This is a genomic window from Symmachiella dynata, assembly GCF_007747995.1.
Classification (GTDB): Bacteria; Planctomycetota; Planctomycetia; order Planctomycetales; family Planctomycetaceae; genus Symmachiella; species Symmachiella dynata.
In genome coordinates, this window is sequence record NZ_CP036276.1 from 2,323,281 (window position 1) to 2,344,671 (window position 21,391).

Below are 21,391 nucleotides of genomic sequence, written 5' to 3' on the forward strand. Positions count from 1 at the left end.
CTATTTCGATTCACCAAACCCGCCGCCGCCGGGGGTTTTGATTGTCAGAATATCGCCGGCGGCAACACTAAGTTGGACTTTGCCCCCCAGGTCTTCCGACAAGCCGGTGCTTTTCTGTTGCAATGTATTTTCACCCAATGCGCCCGGTTCGCCTCCTTGCAATCCAAACGGTGGATAGGGACCGCGGCGTTCGGTGAGCAATGAGACTTGCAGGGGACGCAAGAACTCGATGCGGCGAACGATACCGTCTCCCCCGCGATGCCGCCCCGTACCGCCCGAACCGCGGCGGACGCTGAACTCGTGTAGTCGCACCGGATAGCGGCGCTCGATGACTTCTGGATCGGTCATGCGGGTGTTGGTCATGTGGGTGTGCACGGCGTCGGCGCCGTCGGCGTCGGGAGTTGCGCCGCTGCCACCGCAGATGGTTTCGTAATAGCCAAACTGGTCGTCGCCGAACGTGAGGTTGTTCATCGTCCCTTGGCTGGCAGCAGCGACTTTTAAGGCGCCGAACAGTGCATCGACGACGCGCGACGATGTTTCGACGTTGCCACCCACCATGGCGGCGCATTGGGCCGGGTCGTCGTGCTCGGGCGGATTGAGCAGACATTCGGGCAAAATGATCTCGACCGGATTGAGCACGCCGCTGTTGAGTGGAATATCTTCGGCAATCAAGCAGCGAAATACATAGAGCACGGCTGCGGTCACGATGCCACGATTGGCGTTGAGGTTACCGTCCAAGACTGGTCCGGTCCCGGTGAAATCGACGGTGGCTGTTTCACCGGTGATGGTGATATTCACGGCAATCGGCGAGCCATCGTCAAGATGATCCGTATGGGCGTAGTCGCCGTCGGGAATCGCCGCCAAGGCCATCCGCATTTTATGATCGGCCGCATCTTGAATGTGTTGCATATAGGCTTGAACGACCGGCAGCGAATACCGCGCGACGAGTTCTTGCAGCAGGTTCACGCCATTGTTATTAGCGGCAACTTGCGCGGCGACATCGGATAGGTTTTCCGTCACCGCGCGGGTGGGGTAGGGGGCGCTCGTGAGGAGTTCACGTAATTCTGCTTCACGAAACTCGCCAGCATCGACGAGTTTGAAATTGCGGATCAACACCCCCTCTTCGCTCAAGCGTTTAGAAAACGGGGGAAGACTGCCGGGGATGATGCCGCCGATTTCCGCATGATGCGCGCGGCTGGCGGTGAAGAACAACAACTCTCTCGTGTCGGTGTTGTGCACGGGTGTGACAACGGTCACATCGGGCAGATGCGAGCCGCCGCGATAGGGATCGTTTGTAACAAAAACGTCGCCGGGTGAGATTTGCGGATTGTCGGCGATAATGCGGCGCACGGTTTCGCTCATCGCTCCCAGGTGGACCGGGATGTGCGGAGCATTGACGACGAGGTCACCCGTGGGGGAAAAGACCGCACAACTAAAATCGAGACGTTCCTTGACGTTCGTCGAAAACGAGGTCCGCTGCAACGTGATGCCCATTTGTTCGGCGATCGAGGCGAAGAGGTTGTTGAAGATCTCCAGCATCACCGGGTCGGCATTGGCGCTGATGTGTTCTTCGGTTTGTCCCTGACTGTCGTTGATCACAATCTCGCCGCGCGCGGTGATCTGTGCGGTGAAACCGGGGTCAATGACGACCGTAGAGGTTGGTTCGCACACAATCGCCGGGCCGGTCAGTTGGTCGCCGGCACGTAATTCGCCGCGCTCAAAGACTGCCGTTTCCAGTGGTTGTCCGTCGAACCATGTTTTCGTGGTTTCGCTGGGCGTGGGATGCCGTGCGACGACGTCGGACAAATCCTCGGGTGGATCGGGGGTGGTGCCGATGACTTCGACGCGAGCGGCGGTGATCTCGATGCCGCGGCCGGTATGGACGTAGCCATAGAGGCGGCGGTGTAGTTCCTCATAGGCGCGGGCATAGTCACCGTCGGGTGGGGAAAGGACGTTAATTGTCGATTCGACACCTTGATAGCGAAGGTCGAGCGAGCGGAGTGGTGCTTGGATTTGTGCAGCGGCAATTCCTTCGGCCAGCACTTCGTCGCGTGCTTGACCTTCCAATTCGGCGAACAACGGTTCGAGTTGTTGCAGCTGTTCTTGCGAATAGGCTTTGAGTACCGAGCGTTCGGCAAAACGGCGGACGTCGGCCAAGCCGATTCCATAGGCGCTTAGAATTCCGGCCAGCGGGTGAATGAGCACGTTCCGCATGCCGAGTGAGCGGGCAATGGCACAGGCATGTTGTGCGCCGGCCCCGCCAAAGGAGACCAACACGTAGTCACGCGGATCGTAACCTTTGGCGACAGAGATATTGCGAATCGGGCGGACCATGTTGGCATTGGCTACCCGCAAGAAACCGTCTGCCAATTCGATGGGTGTATACCGCGTCCCGGTGGCGGATTGGGCGATTCTTTCGCAGAGGGCTGTGAGTTTGTGTTGGACGATGTCCTGATCCAGCGGAAAGGGGAATTTAGCAGGCAGGATTTTACCGAGAAATAGATTCACATCGGTGACCGTCAACGGCCCGCCGCGTCCGTAACAAGCAGGGCCAGGGGATGCTCCGGCGCTCTCGGGGCCGACGGTCAGTTTGACGCCGTCAAAATCGCAGATGCTCCCGCCGCCGGCAGCGACGGTTTCGATGGCCAGCATGGGAGCGACAACCCGCACGCCCGCTTTTTGTGTTTCAAATTCCAATTCATGACGTCCGTCAAACCGCGACACATCGGTGCTGGTGCCCCCCATGTCGAAGCCGATCGATTTTTCAAAACCTGCACGCTGGGCAACGCGGGAAAAACCAATCACGCCCCCCGCTGGTCCCGAAAGAATACTGTCTTTCCCCACAAAGCGATCCGCGTCGACCAGTCCGCCGGCGGAGGTCATGTTTTTTAAGGGAGCATTTCCCAAACATCGTCGCAATTCGCGAATGTATTGCCGCAAAATTGGATTCAAATAGGCATCGACAACCGTAGTATCGCCGCGGGAGACAATTTTAATGAGCGGGGAAAGGCGGCTAGAGACGCTGATTTCATCGAAGCCGATTTCGCTGGCAATCCGTGCCACGATTTCTTCGTGCTTCGATTGGGCGAAGGCATGCATGAAACAGATGGCGATCGATTCCACGCCGGTCGCTTTGAGAGCGGTCAGTTGTTCCCGCACCTGGGTTTCATCGAGCGGGACAAGCACGTTGCCGTCGACGTCGAGCCGCTCATTGATTTGTACCACTTCCTCAAACAGCGGACTGGGCTTTTGAATGGCTAGGTCAAACAACCGTGGCCGGTCTTGATTGGCGATCAATAGAATGTCGCCAAATCCGGCGGTCGTCACAAAACCGGTACGTGCCCCTTGTCGTGTCAGTAGCGCATTGGTCCCGCGTGTGGTGCCCAAACGGACAGAGACTTCGGGAATGGGATCGCCGAGACCGACGCCTAATAAGTAGCGAATCGCCACGATCGGCGATTCTTCGCCGCCGGTCAATTCGTAGTTCGTGCCTGGAACGATATCCGCAGGGAGTGTTTGCTGCAGAGTGAGCCGTCCGGTCGAGTTCTCGAATTCATCGATGACGCCGACATGCATCGCTGCGCCGCTGTCGTCGAGAAAGCGAATCTCGTAACCGTTCCAAAACCCTGGCGGATCATCGCTGCGACCGGGATCAACAAAGCTCGACGCACCGTCGGCCGCATCGACACGCCCCTTGGTGACGCCGCTGCTGAGCAACTTGAGCTGCAACAACTTCCCATCAGGATCCCGCGCAATACAATCGGTAAAGGTCCCACCGACATCAATCCAAAATTCCCAGGAAGGCATAGTTGAGCTTCAATATTGGTAAAGGAGGGGACAGGCTCGAGGAGACAGGCATGAGGGAAAGGTTCGGCGCGTACTGCCTACCGCCTACTGCCCTCTGTCTACTATTCTCTGGCCACCGGCCACTCGCCATCGGCCACTTTTTCAATCAAGCATACAGTTTCGCCACGTAGTCCCCATAGCCGTTGTAGATAACCGTATCGTAGCGCGTGGCTTGCGACGGGAGCATCCATTCGGTGGCTTGTGACCAGCGCGGGTGGGGGACTTCCGGATTGACGTTGGCGGTGAAACCGTATTCTTGCGGTCCGAGCGTATTCCAAAAAGTCGCTGGCTGTTTGTCGGTCAGCGTGATTCGCACGATCGATTTGCAGCTCTTGAAACCATACTTCCAGGGGACGACCAAACGAATCGGCGCGCCGTGTTGTTTGGCGAGCGGTTTGCCGTAGATGCCGGTGGCAATGAATGCCAATTCGTTCATCGCTTCGTCGATCGTCAAACCTTCTGTATACGGCCAAGGATAACCGGAGGACATGTTCGGCCCGGCGAATGTGGGCAAGCCAGCCTGCTCATCCTTTTTGTTGGGAACATCGAACGTTTGGAAACCGACAAATTTTGCTTGGGCGGTCGGTTCGACTTTTTTGAGCAATTCGCTCAAAGCAAACCCGGTCCAGGGGACGCACATGGCCCAGGTTTCGACACAGCGATGCCGATAGTCCCGTTCTTCGAATGGCATCATTTTGTAGATGTCGTCGATGTCAAACACGCGGGGCTTGGCGCACAATCCGGTGATTTCGAATTTCCAGGGATGCGGCTCAAAATCACCGACGCGGCTATAGTTGTTTTTACTGCCGGAGAATTCATAAAAGTTCGTATACCGGCTTGCGTCTTCCTCTTTTGTTTCTGGGCGGCCGTATTCAAAGTTGGGATTGTGTAGTGCGCCGAAGGAATTGTCCTTGGCGGGCTCCCATTCTTTTTCGGTTGGTTCCGGTGCGCGTTCCGCCAGGGCGGCGGGGACTTCGACTTTTCCCGATTTGAGGACCTCTTCGTCACTGGCCGTGTCGCAGCCGATGAGATGCGCTCCCATCCCGATGCCGGCGGCGCTGAGCCCCAACGTGCGGAGAAACTCGCGGCGATGCCAACGGCGATTGACGTAGACGTCTTCAGGCGTGTGAAGTTTTTGCGCGAGTTGCCAAGGTTTGCGGATGTGATACTGCATCGTTTGTCTTCGCGAGTGAATTCTAAAACCAAAACAGGACAGCAACGTGGCGGCGCCGACACAACCATATATTGTAGAGGCGGGGGCGGATTTGAAAAGGTGAACTGCGAGTCTCTCAACGGCGGCCGAGGCGCTTGAGGAACGGGATCAGCTTTTCAGGATAATCGGTTTGAATCGCGTCGACGCCCAAGTCGAGCGATTTTTGAAAGCCGGCTTCGTTGTCGTTTTCGCCCAAATTGTCGACCCAAATTTGTGCACCGGCGGCATGGGCAGCTTCGGCGTGTTCGGCGGTCCAGTCGCGGACGTTGCCGTCGAAGGTTTCTGCTTTCAGGTCACGGCGAATGGCGTTGATTTTTTCGACCGTTCCGGGATTCGGCGGCATAATCCAGATCTTGGGGTTGAGTGTTTTGAACGCGCGCAGTCCGTCATACGAGCTATAGACGATAACATCGTTCACCATTTTGTGCCGCGTGACCGTCTCGACGATCTCAGCGGGCGGCGCATCTTTGTGGTCGATATAGATCTTGATTTTACCGCGGCAGAGTTTCAGCGCCTCGTCGAATGTCGGTACTTTTTCAGATTGTCCTACGGTCAGCTTTTGGATGTCGGCATAGGTCAGCTCGTTGACTTTTCCCTGTCCATCCGTCGTGCGGGCCACGTCGCTGTCGTGCATCAGCACCAGCACTCCGTCATTCGTGCGGCGGACATCGACTTCGACGTAGTCACATCCAAGATCGATGGCATGCTGGAATGAGGCGAGAGTATTCTCGGGTGCTTTTTGATGGGCACCGCGATGGGCGATAACGATGATCCGTTTCGGCTTAGGGTTTTCAGCAGCCATAAGCGGTGCGGTTCCAGCACAGACCAACAGGACAATTAGTAGACGGAGGGGCATGGTCCGTGGTCCTCGATCAGGGGTTGGATTGGGCGTGTACGGGTGATCAAACGACAGAAACCGGACATCCGGACAAACGGATGGGACCGTCACAAATCGGTAATTCCGGGATTGTCACTTGGTTTTCGTGATCCGTTTCGTGGAAATCTTCGTTATACCAGATGAGCTGCTCAGATGCGTTGCATAATAGCAGCATGTTGCAATTTGGGAGCACCGGGTGATGGAAACCTTACAGACTTATTTCAGCGGGCCGATGCTCGTGCCCAGCGTATTGCTGGGGCTGGTCTGTCTGTACTGGTTGTTTGTCATCCTGGGTGCGTTTGACATCGAATTGTTTGATTTTGACATCGATGTCGGCGCGGGAGACGGCTCCATCTTTGATGTGGGGTTAATCTCGTTGAAGTTCATCAACCTGGGCGATGTGCCATTGATGATTTGGGGCAGCGTCTTCAGTTTGGCGTTTTGGATAATGACGGCGCTCGTTGTCGATCGACCCGATGTCGGCGGAGATCTCCGTCCTTGGATGATCGTGTTGGGTAGCGGTTTTCTAGCGGTCCTAGTGACGAAAGTCATCACCAACCCGCTGCGTGGTAAGTTCACCGTGAAGGAACCGAACACGCTTGAGGAACTGCTGGGGCGGGAATGCACGATTACTGTGGATACAAACGAAAAACACGGACAAGCGAATGTCCCGTCCGACGGGGCACCGCTGCTACTGAATGTCCGAACTCACGAAGGCACACTGACCAAAGGAACTACGGTCAGGATTGTTGATTTTGATCAGGAAACGCACCTTTATTACGTCAGCAACTCTGACCTGGAGGAATAGAAGATGGAAATATTAATTGGTGGAGCAATCGCGATAGTCCTGGGTTTGGCTACGATGGTGATCCGTTGCTATCGCAAGGTCGGACCGGAAGAAGCGTTGGTTCGATCCGGTCAAGGTGGTTTGGCTGTCATCACCGGACGAGGATTACTTGTCTATCCCGTGCTGCACCGCGTCGAGCAGATGGATCTGTCGGTCAAGCGGATTGAAATTACACGTCGCGGTGAGGCGGGGTTGATCTGTCGCGATAATATCCGTGCGGACATTGAAGTCGCCTTTTTCGTCCGTGTGAACAATACCGATGACGATATTAAGAATGTCGCTCAATCTTTAGGGTGCCGTCGGGCATCGGATCAAAAGGCGCTGATCGAGTTGTTCGATGCCAAGTTTTCCGAAGCATTGAAAACTGTTGGTAAGCAATTCGATTTTGTCGAACTGTACAACGAGCGGGATAAATTCAAGGTCGAAATCCTCAATGTCATTGGTACGGACCTCAATGGTTACGTCCTGGACGACTGTGCCATCGACTTCCTGGAACAGACGCCGATCGAATTACTCAGCCCGAATAATATTCTCGACGCCGAAGGGATTAAGAAGATCACCGAGCTGACGGCAAAAGAATTCGTGCAAGCGAACAATTACACCCGCGAAAAAGAAAAAACGATTAAGAAGCAAGACGTGGAAGCCCAGGAAGCGATTCTGGAGTTGGAGCGTCAACGGGTCGAAGCGGTTGAAAAGCAGAAACGCGAAATTGCTGAAGTCTCCGCTCGCGAACAAGCCGAAGCGAAACGCGTCTCGGAAGAAGAACGTCTCAAAGGAGAACGGGCACGGATTACGACGGAAGAGGAAATCAGTATTTCTGAGGAAAATAAAGAACGGCAGATCATTGTCGCCCGCAAGAGCAAAGAGCGGACCGATGCGGTCGAAACCGAACGGGTCGAAAAAGACCGCATGCTGGAAGCGACCGAGCGTGAACGGATCGTGACATTGGCACAGATCGACAAAGAAAAAGCGGTCGAAGTCGAAAAACGGAATATTCAAGACGTGATCCGCGAGCGGGTTGTCGTCGAACGGGCGGTTGTTGAACAACAGGAAAAAATCAAAGATACCGAAGAGTTCGCCACCGCCGACCGGCTCAAACAGGTGACTGTCACCAAAGCCGAAATGGATGCCCAGCAAGCCTTGGTCAAAGAAGTCAAAGCGGCCGAAGCGTCGAAGGCTGCTGCCGATTTCCTGGCCGAACAACGCATCGTCGAGGCCGAAGCGGAACGGGCTGCCGCCGAGAAAGAAACGTTGGCGCAAAAAATGTTGGCCGAAGCCAAGACCGCCAATGCGGCCGCTATTGGGCTGGCCGATGCCCAGGTGCTTGAAGCCAAGGCAGCTGCCATCGAAAAAGAGGGTACCGCCGAAGCGAACGTGTTGCAGCGTAAAGCCGTTGCTGAAGCGAAAGGCATCGAAGCCCGCGCCTCTGCAGTCGAAAAAGAAGGCACGGCCGAAGCCAGTGTGATGCACCTCAAGTTCACCAGCGAAGCCAAGGGCATCGAGGAAAAAGCCAACGCCATGAAACTGTTCGACGGAGTCGGACGCGAACACGAAGAATTCAAATTGCGGCTCAACAAAGAGAAGGACATCGAAATCGCCGCGATCAGCGCACAACAAGAGATCGCCGAGTCCCAAGCAGGGATCGTGGGCGAAGCCCTCAAATCGGCCCGTATCGACATCGTGGGCGGCGAAACGACCTTCTTCGACAAGATCGTCGACTCGATCAAAGCCGGGAAATCGGTCGATCGCTTTGTGCACAACAGCGAAGTGCTGACCGATGTGAAGAATTCGTTCTTCAACGGCAATCCGGAATATTTCCGCGACAAATTGCAGGAGTTTGTCGACCAGTTCAATATGAGCTTCGACGACGTCAAAGACCTGTCCGTGGCGGCATTGATCGGAAAAATGCTGACGCTCACCGACAGCGATGAATCGAAGTCCGAATTGAATCGCATGCTCAGCGCCGTCAAAGGGATGGGAATCGCGGATAAGAAGGTTAATACGCTGGACATCAGTGGCCAATCGCTGACCGTCAGCGGCAAGAAGAGTTGATCCCCAACGCCTCCCGGTTCCCAAACTTCATTTGGGAACCGGTCTTGTAGAAGCTCGACGTCGACTCCGGTTTTCAGGCTGACGCGTGTGGACCAATCGTCAAGAGCAGTCGGCGAAGCGGAGCCTCGCGAAGATGCGTTCCCAAGCAGAGCTAGGGAACGAGTTGGAAGAGGCCTGAGAATGGAATGCGAATGTAGGCTCCTAATGCCTACAGTCTAAAGCCTAAAGTCTAATTGTCTCTGTGCCTCCGTGGTGAACTTTAATCGCGAAAGTCGGAAATCCTCACAATGGCTCAAGCAGAACTCGAAAATACCGCTGACGAGGCGGAACCGGCGGTTGAGCTGCAGGGGGGCACGTATGAGATCATCCGCAACCGCCTGACCACGCACGGACAGGATCTGCGGGCACGGTTGAATCAATTGAACGAGGCCCGGAAAACGGTCTTCGGCTCAATCGACACGGTGCTGACCTCGACCGAGCGGATTACGACGGTCCACAATTGCGTCCCCCGGGATATGGTGGCAGCCGGCCAGCGGTTTCTGTTCGGCTACAACGTCCATTTCGGATTAAAGACTGAGCGGAACCTTTCCGATGTTTTTGCCGCCTACGAATTCAAGGAAGGGACGTTCCACGAGATCTCGTTGGATCTAATTGGCGATCCGCAATTCGAAAAAGATTTTCAGGACGTCTATCGTTATTACAAGAACGCGGTCTTCGCCAAGTTTTTCGTCCGTGGTCCGCACCTGTACATGATCTTTCGCGTTGGCAAGGGCGTGGGGGACATCAAGACCTTCAAATGGGTCATCCAGGGCGAAGAGCTGGTCTACGTTGATAACCGCAGCGACCACGAAGTCCGTTATCCGCCGCAACACGAATTTGAGTGGACCCGCACGCATCGCGACTTGCATCAAACGGGACGCCACCCGCACATTTCTATCGATGATCGGATTTTCGTCGAAACGATTGGCGGCGACCTGACGATCAAAGTCGAGAATAACACCGATTCGGGCGAGGGGATTTACGCCGAACCGGTGGACGACCCGGATCAAACGCTGGACGATGCGGAAATCCATTATGCGTTGGTAGGGAATGTGATCTTGCTCAAGATCCGTCCTTATCAGGAAACGGCATTCCGTTACTTCGTGTACAACGACAAACTGAAACAGGCGCAGCGGCTTGATTCGCTAGAATACGCCTGTGTGTTATTGCCCGATGACCACGGTCTGATTTTTGCCGACGGATATTATTTGCAAACGGGGCTGTGCAAGACGTTCGGCAGCAATTTATCCGACATGGTCTTCGAACGGCGTATTGCTGCGACGAACGGCGAAGATTATCTCTACGTGTTTTATAACCGCCTAGCCGGCGTGTACGTGTTGTTGCAATACAATCTCATCGAACAACGTGTAGAGACTCCGGTGATTTGTAGCGGATTTACATTCTTTCCCAGCGGCGAAATGGTCTGTTTCAAAGCGCAGGAGGAACCGCAAAAACACCATGCGGTGCAGATATGGCAAACGCCTTACGTCGACGAAGACTTTGCTCCGCCGGCACAAACCGACTCCTACCTGTTCAAGATCGGCAACAAAGATGTCGTACGGGGCATGGCGGAGTGCCATGAGTTGTTGGAGCTGATCGAAAAAGAGGACACCTACGCCAATCTGTACGTCGACATCGTCAAAGAGTCGACCGGTGTGCTTGATTCGTATTTCTGGATTGATCAGCCCGAGACATTCGAACTCAAGGAACCGCTGACAAAAATTCGCGACGCAGCCGGCGCGGCAATCGACGAATTCGACAAGGTGCTCCGCGTCAAACAAGACACGGCCCAACAGACCAAACGGGTGCGGGAGAAAACCCGCGAGATCGTTTCCGCGGTGGGCCGCAAGCGATTCGACCATATCAACGACTTCGTCGGCTCGCTACGGGACCTGCGTTCGGTGCGGGGAGATATTATTTCCTTGCGCGATTTGCGGTATGTGGACGAGCCGCTGATTGAGTCGTTGGAGACGGAAGTCTCTGAAGAAGCGGATAAATTGGCGCAGCGGTGCGTGACCTTTTTGCTCGACCCGGCAGCGCTGACTCCCTATGAGCAGAAGGTGGCTGACGAACAGGCAAAAATTGGCGAGTTGACGAAAGTCGCCGACGCCAAAGTCGTGGAAGAGGAAATTGCCAAGAGCGCCGCCGAGTTGGAAATGCTGATCGAGATCGTCAGCAATCTGAAGATCGACGATGCGACGCAGCGGACGGCGATCATCGATAATATTTCGGCGATCTTCTCCACCGTCAACGCTGCCCGCGCCGCACTGAAGAACAAGTCACACGAGTTGTTATCGGTCGAAGGAATTGCCGAGTTCGGCTCGCAGATGAAATTGCTCAATCAGGGCGTCGTCAATTATCTAGATATCTGCGACTCGCCGGATAAGTGCGAAGAATTCCTCACGAAGGTGATGATCCAAATTGAGGAGTTGGAAGGCCGGTTCGCGGAATTCGACGAGTTTGTGTTGCAATTAACGGAAAAACGGGAAGAAATCTACAACGCGTTTGAAACGCGAAAACTATCGCTGGTCGAAGCCCGCAATAAGCGCGCGGGTGCCCTGGCCAATGCGGCGGACCGGATTCTCAAAGGGATCAAGACCCGCGTGGAGAGTCTGGAGTCGATCAACGACATCAACGGCTATTTCGCGTCGGATTTAATGATTGAGAAGGTCCGCGATATCGTCAAGCAATTGCAGGAGCTTGATGATTCGGTCAAGGTCGACGACATCCAAAGCCGGTTGAAAACAGTCAAAGAGGATGCGGTCCGGCAATTGAAGGACCGGCAAGAGCTCTTTGTCGACGGCGCGAACATCATCAAACTGGGCGGACACCAGTTCACGGTGAATGTCCAGGCGCTCGATCTGACGACTGTGCTGCGCGATGGCGAGATGAACCTGCATCTGACCGGAACGAATTTCTTCGAGCCGATTGAGAATGAAGAACTGATTGCTACACGCGACGTTTGGGACCAGGAGGTGGTTTCCGAAAATCAGTCCGTCTATCGCGGTGAATACCTCACCTATAAAATCCTACGGTCTCTGTCGCAGCCGGGGGCGGAACCTTCTATGGAGGACGTCCGCCAATACGATGCGGATCAACTCACGGCCTTCGTGCAGCGATTTATGGGGCCGCGGTATGGCGAAGCGTACGTCAAAGGGGTCCATGATCACGATGCGGTCAAACTGGTCGCAGACCTGTTAGAGATGGAATCCACCATCGGCTTGCTGCGGTACCATACCCGCGCGCGTGCATTGGCCTTGGTGGTCTGGCAGCATTTTGTGGACAAGAAACAAAAGACGTTGTTGACAGCCAAGCTCAAAGGGTTCGGCACGATCACGCAACTCTTCCCGGCCACCGTTGCGCAGGCGCAATACGTGGCGGAATTGCAAAACGTATTGCAGGCCGCAACGGCCGAGGTGGATTTGTTTTCCGAGACGTTTTTGCCCTCTGCAGCGGAATACCTGTTTCACGTGCTGGTTGGCGATGGGTTTGCCATCAGCCCGCAAGCGGCGGATTTGTTTCGCCGGTTTGAAGAGCATCTGCACCACAACGGGTTTTCGGACAAATTCGCCGCTTCACTCAAAGGCGTGCATCGCGAACCCGCGAGTGCGTTTTCCTTGGCCAGAGATTGGGTGGGCGCCTTCATCGAACAACAAGACGAGGCCGCTGCCGAAGACTATGTGGACGAAGTGGCCGGTTTGCTACTGGAAGGCAAACTCAACGACCGGCAAATCGTCAATGCGTCGGTGACACGCGACGTGGCGGGGTTGCTGGGGACACACGCGGCGATCCAAGAGGGTGGCTATCACCTTAGTTACGGCGACTTCACGCAAAAACTCGCGGAGTACGACCGACAAGTCGTCCCGAGGTTTAATAGCTATGTGCAGTTGAAGCGGGACATTGTGGAAACGGCGCGCGATGAGATGAAACTCGAAGAGTTTCGTCCACGGGTGTTGACGTCGTTTGTGCGGAACCGTTTGTTGGATGAGGTTTACCTGCCGGTCATCGGCGATAACTTCGCCAAACAAATTGGCGCTGCAGGGGAAGGAAAACGGACCGACCGGATGGGGCTGTTGCTACTGGTCTCTCCCCCCGGTTATGGGAAAACCACGTTGATGGAATATGTCGCCAATCGCTTGGGGGTGATCTTTATGAAGATCAACGGCCCGGCCATTGGACATCAAGTGACGTCGCTGGATCCAGATGAAGCACCCAATGCCGGTGCGCGCGAAGAAGTCGAGAAGCTCAATCTCGCCTTGGAAATGGGCGACAACGTGATGATTTATCTCGACGATATTCAACACTGCAATCCCGAGTTTTTACAAAAGTTCATTTCGTTGTGCGATGCGACGCGAAAGATCGAAGGCGTGTATAAAGGCCGCACGCGGACCTATGACCTGCGGGGCCGCAAAGTCGCCGTGGTCATGGCGGGCAACCCTTACACCGAAAGCGGCGAGAAATTTCAGATTCCCGACATGCTTTCCAACCGGGCTGATATTTATAACCTGGGCGAAATCATCGGCGAACATGCGGCATCGTTTGAGATGAGCTATCTGGAAAACTGCCTGACGTCGAATTCCGTGTTGAATCATCTCGCCACGCGCAGCCAGAAAGATGTTTACGCCGTGATTCGCATGGCTGAGCGGGACAGTGCTGAAGGAGTGGAGTTGGAAGGCAACTACTCCTCCGCGGAACTGGGTGAGATGGTGGCGACGATGAAAAAACTGATGCGGGTTCGCGACGTCATTTTGGCGGTCAATCGCGAATACATCCGCTCCGCCGCTCAATCAGACGATTACCGCACAGAACCGGCATTCAAGCTGCAAGGGTCGTATCGGAACATGAATCGCATTGCTGAAAAAGTGGTGCCGGTGATGAACGATGACGAATTGCAGGCTTTGATTGTTTCGAACTACGAGAACGATTCACAGACGCTGACCTCCGATGCTGAAGCCAACATGCTCAAGTTCAAAGAACTGATGGGCATCCTCAATGAAGATGAGGCCCAACGTTGGGAGTCGATCAAACGCTCGTTCCAGCAGAACGTCAAACTCAAAGGAGTTGCGCCCGACGATAAGATTGGGCAGGTGATTATGCAGATGGGTTCGTTCACCGACGGGCTGGAATCCATTCGCCGCGCGATGACCGACGGTATGGCGGCGATGGCCGAAGAGGACGATGATTCCGCTGTGCTGGAAGGACATGTAACGCAACTCGTCGCACAAATCAGCGGCCTACGGGAAGGGCTGGACGCGATCCACGGTAGTTTAGCGGACGGGATTCCCGCACTCGTCACAGCTGCGCAAGCCGCCGAACGCGTGACGCCAGCGCCAATTGCCGAAGTCGAGCCACCGCCGCAACAACCCGAACCGGAATCGCAGGTCACTAAAATTCCGGCTCCCGAAGTGGTTGATGCGCCATTCGACCAGCAACAGGATGACGAAGAACCCGCAACAACGGGCGATAACCGTCACAAGATTACGGTCGTGAACAAAATGCCGCGCAGCATCTACAATGTGCTACAACAGCAGTTCGAGTTGATGAACAGCTGGATGAAACCGCTACTCGACGCTTCCAATTCGCAGTCAGCCGACATTAAAACATTACGCAGCCAACTGCATCAATGCTTGAAGGACTACAAGCAAATGCTGCGGCGGATCGAACGTAGGGAAGACGGTTAAGCGGCGTAGATGGCTTCCATGAGATAAAGAAAACGGGACCGAAGCGCACTGACGCTCGGTCCCGTTTTTCGTTTTTGTCCACCAACAGCGGAGTGTTACAGCGATTCGTAACAGCCGCGGCCGGTGTGGCGGCATTCGCCGTCGCCGACCAATTGGTCGTCGGGGCCGTATGTCGCTTGTGTTTTTCCGCACCAGAAATTGCCGTCGCCCGTCACGCGTTCGGCGAGGCCATAGTTCAGGTACAGGCCCTTGCAGAGCAGATTACGACAGCGTTCGTTGGGCTTCTGCTCGCCTTGTTGCTGTTGTTCCTCGTCGGTCAGGATGTTGAGTTTTTCAGTCATGTGCTACAGACCTCCTTCCAACAGTCCGGCGGAACGCAAAATCGCCCGCTTGACCGCCGTACGGGCAAGTTGAACCTTGTAACCGTTATCCGAAAGTGGAGTGGCGCGGCTGACCGCCGCATCGCCGGCCGCTTGGGCCGTCGCTTCGGAGATCGTCTTACCGAGCAGCGACGTCGCCGCGTCGTGTGAGACCCACGGTGTGGGAGCAACGTGCCCCAACACGATACGGGCATCACTCACGCGCCCGCCGGAAATTTTTAATGTGGCCGAGGCCGAAGCCAAGGGCCAATCGAGACCTTCGGTTTGCAGCACATCGTAATTCCCGCTCACCGCGCCGGCGGTTTTAGGCAACCAAATGTGCGACACCAATTGTCCCGGCTTAAGCACCGTCGTCCCCTGCCGTTCAGTACGAGGGGTGGTGTAGAAATACTCCAAGGGGAGCATTTCCGCTTCGTCCGGTCCGGGGCCAATAATCCGAACTTTGGCACCCCAAGCAATCAGTGCGGGGGCAAAGCGGCTGGCGGTGACAAATTTTGCCGGGCCGGAGTTCCCGAAGATGGCGTGATAACGGTTGTCTCCCGTTTCAGGCAATGAAGTGCCATTTTCGAGGCCCAGCATGCCGTAACCGTTGCGGTAATACCAACAGTTGGGCAGATGGCACAAATCGCCGGCGATGGTTCCCGACGATTGGATCTGAATCGCGTGGACCGCATCGGCCGCTTGGGCGACTGATGCGTATTCGGCGAGTTTGCTGTTGTCCAACACCTCTTCCAATGTAGTCAAGGCGCCAACCATCAGGCCGTCGTCGACTTCAGCGACATCGTGCATCGAAGAGATATTTTTGATGTCCACCACCCGCTCGGGGCGAATGATGTCCGCTTGCAATAGCGAAATTAAATCCGTTCCCCCCGCCAAGACGGCGGTTTGTTCGGGGTGATCGTTCATCAACTCCAAAGCTTCAGTTTCGCTTTGGGGATTGGCAAATTCAAAAGACTTCATGCGGCACCTCCTTTCTGCAACGCGTCCAGGACCCGTTGCGGGGTCAAGGGGAGCACGGGAACGCGGACACCGGTGGCATTGGCCACGGCATTGGAAATGGCGGCTCCCGGCGAAATCACCGGCGGCTCACCCAAGCCAACCACACCGCGATTGTATTCGCTGGCGGGTTGGTACATCTTCACCTGCAGGTTGCCGATGTCGCCGATGCGCGGCAGCTTATAATTCTCCAAGTCGGCGTTCATGTAGCGACCGGTCTTGTTGTCCATGATCCGCTCTTCAGTCAGAGCATAGGAAATTCCCATGATCATGCCGCCATAAACCTGGCTGCGGGCGGTCAACTCATCGATGATGAGCCCACAATCTTGCACGCAGACAAAGTCGTTGATGCTGACCTTACCGGTTTCGGTATCGACCGAGACATCGACCATTTGCACGCCACCCACACGGGAGGAGGTTAGGCCCTCTTTTTCCGTGGCGCCTTGGATTTCCAAAGGCATCGGTCCGACCAGTGCGGCCGCCTGTTTCCAGGAACAGACCGGCTTGCCGCTGGAGAGAATTTGGCCTCCCTTGGCGGAAAGCGTATCGGCCCCGACGTTGTACTTCGCCGCGACGAGATCAAAGATCTTCCACAGCGCCGATTGGGCAGCCATGCGGTGTGCACTGGAAACGCCACCCACGGTGATGCTTCCGCCCGATGCCCCCGATTTGGGGTACTTGCTTGAGCCGAGGTTCACTTTCACGTCATCGAGCGTCAGGCCGAACGTTTCGGCCATCACGATAGCGATCACGGTCCGCGTCCCGGTTCCCAGATCCTGACTGCCGAGGAATGTTTCCACCGAACCGTCAGGATGAACTTTGAGCAGGCAAGTACAAGGACCGGCACCGCCGCCCCAGGTGTGTAACGCCATCCCTAAACCACGTTTGACTGCGCCGTTGCCGCCGCCTTTTCCGTGGGGATGCCATTTGGCTTTCCAGTCGATCATTTCCGCCGCGATTTGCATCTCTGCGGCGTAGACCTCGGCTCGCTCCTCAAACGCTTTGCTGACGTGCTGCAAATTGTTCATGAACAGGTCATAACTGTCCATTTGCAGTTTGGCCGCCACGTCGTCCATGGCGGTCTGAGTCAAAGCGCAGAGCTGTGGATGAGGGGGCGCCCGCCAAGCCCGGTTGGGTCCCGTATTGCAAATCAATCCGGTTGCATTGCGATCCACATTGGGGAAGTCAAACACATAGGGGATCTGGTTGGGGGAGACCGTTCCGCCCGCCATTCCACTGGATCCCCAGAGATTGCTGTCCCAAGAGACGATGTTTCCTTCCGCATCGGCGGCGATGGTGATTTCGATGAAACCAGACGGTCGGGTGCCGGCGACTTTTAGGTCGGTGGCTCTGTCGAGCATCAGACGCACGGGCTTTCCGGCTTCCTTGGCCAGCACCGCACAGGCAAGGCCCCATTCATCGGCGGCAAATTTGGAACCGAAGCCGCCCCCTTCGTAATTTCCGATGACTTCCACTGCGGACTGCTCCAGTCCCAGCGGACCGGCAAATTGGCCGGGCGTTCCGGAAACATTTTGCGTGGAAAGGTGGACGTTGAGTTTTTCGTCGCCATCCCATTCGCAATGCGAACCGTGTGGTTCCAAGCAGCAGTGGCTGATGGTATGGATACCGTAATAGCCAGTGTGGACGACAGCCGCTTCTGACTGAGCCGCTTCCACATCGCCTTTTGAGCTTTTCGGAAGTTTCTTGATCCGTTTTTCGCCCGTCTCCTCTTGGGCTTTTTCTGCACCCTCCATGTCTTCTTCGTCGACGAAGAAGGGCAACGGCTCGTATTCGATTTCGATGGCCCGTACGCCATCGGCAGCGATTTCCGGCCGGTCAGCAGCCACGGCGACAATCGGAGCACCGTCCCAACGGATCTCCTTCGATTCGCCCGTTTCCACATCAAATGCCGTCGGGAAGACATAGACTGCCCGCACACCGGGAACGGCCTTGGCCGGCTCGATGTTCAGCATTTTGATTTTGGCGTGGGCTTGATTCGACGTTAACAGTTTGGCAAACAGCGTGCCGGGGGTGTTGATGTCGGCGGTATATTTTGCCCTCCCCGTGGCTTTGGCAATGCCGTCGATCCGCTGGATGTCTTTACCGATCAGTACGTTTTCTTCGCGAGGTCCCCAAGCGAATTCGCGTTTTGTTTCATCCGCCATAATCAGGCACCTCCTTTTTTGCACAATTCAACCGCAGCGGCTGTCACACCGGCATAGGTCCCGCAACGGCAGAGGTTGCCCCCCAGTCCTTTGTGGATTTGTTCTAAGTTGGCACCGGGATTCTTGTCGAGAAACGCCCGGACGGCGACAACGAACCCCGGCGTGCAATAACCGCACTGCGTGGCATCGTGTTTGACGAAAGCTGTGATCACTTCGTCGACGTTCTTGCCCTCGGACAAGCCTTCGACGGTGGTGATGTTTTTGCCTTCGACTTCGATCGCCAGTCGGGTACTTGCGTAGACCGCCTTGCCGTCGATGATCACCGTGTCGGCCCCGTCGTTACTGACGTTGCTCACTTCCTTGGCGCCGGTCAGGTTCAAGTCGTTGCGCAATGCTTCGAGCAGGGTGACCCGCGGCTCGATCATCAATGTGTGTTCTTTGCCGTTGACGGTCAGCACCACCTTTTGTGCTTTGGCGGACTTCAGCCGCGCCGGCTTGTTGGCTTCGGCGACGACTTCAGTCGCACCGGTGGCCACGGCCGTTGCGGCCACAGCCGCACCGGAGCCTTGTAAAAAGGCGCGACGGCTAACCGTTGAGCCCCCTCCGCCTGTCTGTTGTCGATCTTGCATCAGCAGGTCTCTCCCAAGAGTCGAGGTGAGAAAACACCGGACAATTGCACTTCGCTTAGGCGTCGACGGTTTTCTTTGACCGTGTGCGCCCAATCGCTTTACCTCATTACAGTTATCAAGTTTCAGAACCGATTCCAAGCTTGAAGTTGAAAAAACTTGATTTTAACGACTACGGTTTTCGCGTTGACTTTTCCGCCGGTTTGTGAACTGTTTGACAGAACAGGCGGCGTAGCAAATCCGCGCTGATTGTTAACAGTCGCTCCCTTGATGCGACTGTGGGAAATTCACCAGCATGCGCGGCCGCACCAGCATGCTCAGCCGCACCGAGATCAGGGTGAATTCTTGCAATTTCCAAATGGTTCAGTGGAAAAAATCCCCCCGACTGGTTTACCATCGAATCTATGAAACAGGAATTCCCCCACGTCACCCATTGTTTGACACATCAACGGCCCGAAGATCAAACCAGCATGCTCGGTTTGGTCTGCGTCGAGTGCAAACATCGTCTGTATGCAGCGCCACCCAGCGGAAACCGCCGCAGCTTTTGGGAAAGCCAACCGGCGGCCTATTCACTGGATCGCCGGCCTTGCTTCGTCTACACGCTGATGTGGGACGATTTTCGAATTCGTTCGCTGCATGCGGCCGAATCGGTTGTTGATGCACGTTCACCGTTGCACGCCGAAAATTCCGAAAGCTCACCGCCCAATTTGTTCTAACGACCGAACAGAATCACAGACGCCGAATGGCTCGGCTGAATGCGTCACATGACCAACCGCACCGTTTATTTTAATGGCGAATATGTTGCCGAAGCTGACGCACGCATTTCGATTTTCGACTCAGCGCTGATGTTCGGCGACATGGCGTTTGAGATGACACGCACCTTTGGCCAACAACCATTTCGGCTGCGGTCGCATTTAGAACGGCTGTACGCTTCGCTGAGGTTGTTGGAAATCGAATGTGGGCTGACAATCGACGAGATGGAAGAGCTGACGCTGGAAACATTGCGTCGCAATATCGGCACCGAAGCGGAGGACGTCGATTGGCAGATCATGCACGATGTCTCGCGCGGTCCATTGTCGTTGTATAGCACAGTGTTTCCCGACGGCGGCCGCCCGACGGTCTCGATCAATTGTTGGCCGCTGATCAAGCATATGGGGCGATTTGCGGAAAACTATACAGCGGGCGTCGATGTCGCCATCGTCGCGCAGCCCGCCATTCCAGCGACTATGTTGGATCCCAAAGCCAAAACGCGCAGCCGTGCGCATTATCAATTGGCCCGTTTACAAGGCGAGCGAATCGGACCGGGTGTCTGGCCGCTGTTGGTCGACTCCGACGGGTATTTGGCCGAAGGGCCGGGGTGGAATCTGTTTTTGGTCTCCAACGGCACGATCTATTCGCCCGAGCCGCGGAATATCTTGTTGGGCGTCAGTCGCGGCACGGTCGCCGAGTTGGCGGCCAAGATCGGTGTGCCGTTTGAATCGACAAATCTCGGCCGTTACGAAGCACTGCAGGCGGATGAAATGTTCTGCACGGCGACCACATTCAGCGTGGTCCACGCACGATCCTTCGAGGGGCAACCGGTCGGCGACGGTCAGTTGGGGCCGATCGTATCGAAGTTACAGCAAGCCTGGAAGGAATTCGTCGGCGTCGACTTCATCGCCCAGGCGCAAGAATACGCGCGGCGACTCCCCGCTTGGGAAAAGCGAGAAATCGCCGCGCATGATATCACGTGACGTTAAATTATGCGAATTCACGTAGGGCAGGCTCCCGCCTGCCGTTCTTACGGGGCCGCGACCAACCTTGCTCACGACAGGCAGGAGCCTGCCCTACCAGTCCTGTGGCACCCGTCGTTATTTCCGCTGCTTAATAACGTGCCCGTTCTTGCATGGTTGTGATGACGTGTTCGCTGACGCCGTTTTCACGAAGATTCAGAATACCTTCGGTCGACATATCGAACCGTCCGCCGCGACGTTTGATTTCGCCGATAATAATTTCGTCGCTTACGTTTCCTGCTTGGGCAAACTTGATGATGTCGTAGTTGTTCATCGCGTGTTGTTCAAATTTGCGTGTCGCTTCCTGTTGAGCGGCATGCTCGCGATACATGTCTGCTTCCTCGGCATTGTCCTGCGCTTTGCCGACCGCGCCGCCGAAGAGTGTACCGGCTACGCCACCGATGGCAGCGCCCGCGCCGGTGCTACCAAGTTGTTTGCCGACAATTGCGCCAATACCAGCGCCGCTGGCTCCTCCGACGACGGCGCCTTTTTCCGTGTTGTTCATATTTTGGCAGCCTGTGGCCATGACGCAGATGGTCACAACGCCGACCAACCAATTCAGTCGTAGCATGTTCCGCTCCGTGTTTTGAGAGATGTTCGCGCACCGCCACCCAGGATACCGAAGCGGTCTCCGCACTGATGAGAATGGTGGTGTAAACAAATGAGAGTTGAGAGAGTCGGGGATTCTCTAAAAGATAGAGATCAAGTCAAGAGGAAAAAACAACACGCGCGATCGTGATCCGTTATAATCAGCGGTATCTCATTTGTATTGATAAAGGGATTCACCACGGAGGCACGGAGCCTAAAAAGACCATAGGCTATAGTCCGTAGGCTTTAGGATTGGACTACCAATGCTCTTCTACAGACTACGGTCTAAAGCCTACAGCCTCTTTTCTT

Annotated in this window: 13 protein-coding genes; 5 read left to right on the forward strand and 8 right to left on the reverse strand. The window is 55.4% G+C overall.

Translation table 11 applies throughout. The annotated features are described in order from the left end of the window. The 3 genes from Mal52_RS08940 to Mal52_RS08950 all read right to left on the reverse strand — a co-directional run bounded on the left by Mal52_RS08940 (nt 1) and on the right by Mal52_RS08950 (nt 5,915). Nucleotides 1-3,807 carry a hydantoinase B/oxoprolinase family protein gene (locus tag Mal52_RS08940; RefSeq protein ID WP_145375519.1) on the reverse strand — a complete coding sequence of 1,269 codons (3,807 nt, stop codon included), beginning with the start codon at nt 3,805-3,807 and terminating at the stop codon, nt 1-3. A gap of 145 nt (nt 3,808-3,952) precedes the next feature. Beyond that, nucleotides 3,953-5,020 (reverse strand): protein-methionine-sulfoxide reductase catalytic subunit MsrP, encoded by a 1,068-nt coding sequence (gene msrP, locus Mal52_RS08945; RefSeq protein WP_145375520.1) that lies wholly within the window; start codon nt 5,018-5,020, stop codon nt 3,953-3,955. 115 nt (nt 5,021-5,135) lie between these two features. Next, entirely contained in the window at nt 5,136-5,915 is a 780-nt protein-coding gene (locus tag Mal52_RS08950) for a glycerophosphodiester phosphodiesterase (RefSeq protein WP_145375521.1), read from the reverse strand. A gap of 217 nt (nt 5,916-6,132) precedes the next feature. Between Mal52_RS08950 and Mal52_RS08955 the strand changes: the two genes are divergently transcribed. The 3 genes from Mal52_RS08955 (at nt 6,133) to Mal52_RS08965 (ending at nt 14,555) form a co-directional block, all read left to right on the forward strand. After that, on the forward strand, nt 6,133-6,744 hold the full coding sequence (locus Mal52_RS08955; protein ID WP_145375522.1) for a hypothetical protein: 612 nt from the start codon (nt 6,133-6,135) through the stop codon (nt 6,742-6,744). A 3-nt stretch (nt 6,745-6,747) separates the two neighbouring features. After that, a complete protein-coding gene (locus Mal52_RS08960; protein ID WP_145375523.1) occupies nt 6,748-8,835 on the forward strand; it encodes a flotillin family protein in 2,088 nt (695 codons plus the stop codon). 287 nt (nt 8,836-9,122) lie between these two features. Next, nucleotides 9,123-14,555, forward strand: coding sequence for a DNA repair ATPase (locus Mal52_RS08965; protein WP_145375524.1), 5,433 nt, complete (start codon nt 9,123-9,125; stop codon nt 14,553-14,555). A 95-nt stretch (nt 14,556-14,650) separates the two neighbouring features. Here Mal52_RS08965 and Mal52_RS08970 read toward each other — a convergent pair whose 3' ends face one another. The 4 genes from Mal52_RS08970 to Mal52_RS08985 are packed head-to-tail and all read right to left on the reverse strand — an operon-like array spanning nt 14,651 to nt 18,725. Beyond that, nucleotides 14,651-14,896 carry a hypothetical protein gene (locus Mal52_RS08970; RefSeq protein WP_145375525.1) on the reverse strand — a complete coding sequence of 82 codons (246 nt, stop codon included), beginning with the start codon at nt 14,894-14,896 and terminating at the stop codon, nt 14,651-14,653. 3 nt (nt 14,897-14,899) lie between these two features. Next, nucleotides 14,900-15,895 (reverse strand): FAD binding domain-containing protein, encoded by a 996-nt coding sequence (locus Mal52_RS08975; RefSeq protein ID WP_145375526.1) that lies wholly within the window; start codon nt 15,893-15,895, stop codon nt 14,900-14,902. Then, entirely contained in the window at nt 15,892-18,096 is a 2,205-nt protein-coding gene (locus Mal52_RS08980; RefSeq protein WP_145375527.1) for a xanthine dehydrogenase family protein molybdopterin-binding subunit, read from the reverse strand. The genes Mal52_RS08975 and Mal52_RS08980 overlap by 4 nt, the downstream gene beginning before the upstream one ends. 2 nt (nt 18,097-18,098) lie before the next feature. Beyond that, the gene (locus Mal52_RS08985) at nt 18,099-18,725 is read right to left on the reverse strand and encodes a (2Fe-2S)-binding protein (RefSeq protein WP_145375528.1); all 627 of its coding nucleotides are present in this window, start codon (nt 18,723-18,725) and stop codon (nt 18,099-18,101) included. Nucleotides 18,726-19,126: 401 nt separating this feature from the next. On the opposite strand from Mal52_RS08985, the gene Mal52_RS08990 reads away from it, so the two are divergent. Next, nucleotides 19,127-19,438 carry a hypothetical protein gene (locus Mal52_RS08990; RefSeq protein ID WP_145375529.1) on the forward strand — a complete coding sequence of 104 codons (312 nt, stop codon included), beginning with the start codon at nt 19,127-19,129 and terminating at the stop codon, nt 19,436-19,438. Between the two features lie 48 nt (nt 19,439-19,486). Further along, a complete protein-coding gene (locus Mal52_RS08995) occupies nt 19,487-20,455 on the forward strand; it encodes an aminotransferase class IV (RefSeq protein WP_197534766.1) in 969 nt (322 codons plus the stop codon). Between the two features lie 130 nt (nt 20,456-20,585). Here the strand turns inward: Mal52_RS08995 and Mal52_RS09000 are convergent, their stop codons facing one another. Continuing rightward, a complete protein-coding gene (locus Mal52_RS09000) occupies nt 20,586-21,065 on the reverse strand; it encodes a YMGG-like glycine zipper-containing protein (RefSeq protein WP_145375531.1) in 480 nt (159 codons plus the stop codon). Between the last annotated feature and the right edge of the window lie 326 nt (nt 21,066-21,391).

Coding starts and splice junctions, on each gene's coding strand:
- msrP (WP_145375520.1), bottom strand. CDS start 5,020: ATGCAGTATCACATCCGCAAACCTTGGCAACTCGCGCAAAAACTTCAC.
- Mal52_RS08980 (WP_145375527.1), bottom strand. CDS start 18,096: ATGGCGGATGAAACAAAACGCGAATTCGCTTGGGGACCTCGCGAAGAA.
- Mal52_RS08950 (WP_145375521.1), bottom strand. CDS start 5,915: ATGCCCCTCCGTCTACTAATTGTCCTGTTGGTCTGTGCTGGAACCGCA.
- Mal52_RS08975 (WP_145375526.1), bottom strand. CDS start 15,895: ATGAAGTCTTTTGAATTTGCCAATCCCCAAAGCGAAACTGAAGCTTTG.
- Mal52_RS08960 (WP_145375523.1), top strand. CDS start 6,748: ATGGAAATATTAATTGGTGGAGCAATCGCGATAGTCCTGGGTTTGGCT.
- Mal52_RS09000 (WP_145375531.1), bottom strand. CDS start 21,065: ATGCTACGACTGAATTGGTTGGTCGGCGTTGTGACCATCTGCGTCATG.
- Mal52_RS08940 (WP_145375519.1), bottom strand. CDS start 3,807: ATGCCTTCCTGGGAATTTTGGATTGATGTCGGTGGGACCTTTACCGAT.
- Mal52_RS08985 (WP_145375528.1), bottom strand. CDS start 18,725: ATGCAAGATCGACAACAGACAGGCGGAGGGGGCTCAACGGTTAGCCGT.
- Mal52_RS08965 (WP_145375524.1), top strand. CDS start 9,123: ATGGCTCAAGCAGAACTCGAAAATACCGCTGACGAGGCGGAACCGGCG.
- Mal52_RS08995 (WP_197534766.1), top strand. CDS start 19,487: ATGACCAACCGCACCGTTTATTTTAATGGCGAATATGTTGCCGAAGCT.
- Mal52_RS08970 (WP_145375525.1), bottom strand. CDS start 14,896: ATGACTGAAAAACTCAACATCCTGACCGACGAGGAACAACAGCAACAA.
- Mal52_RS08990 (WP_145375529.1), top strand. CDS start 19,127: ATGAAACAGGAATTCCCCCACGTCACCCATTGTTTGACACATCAACGG.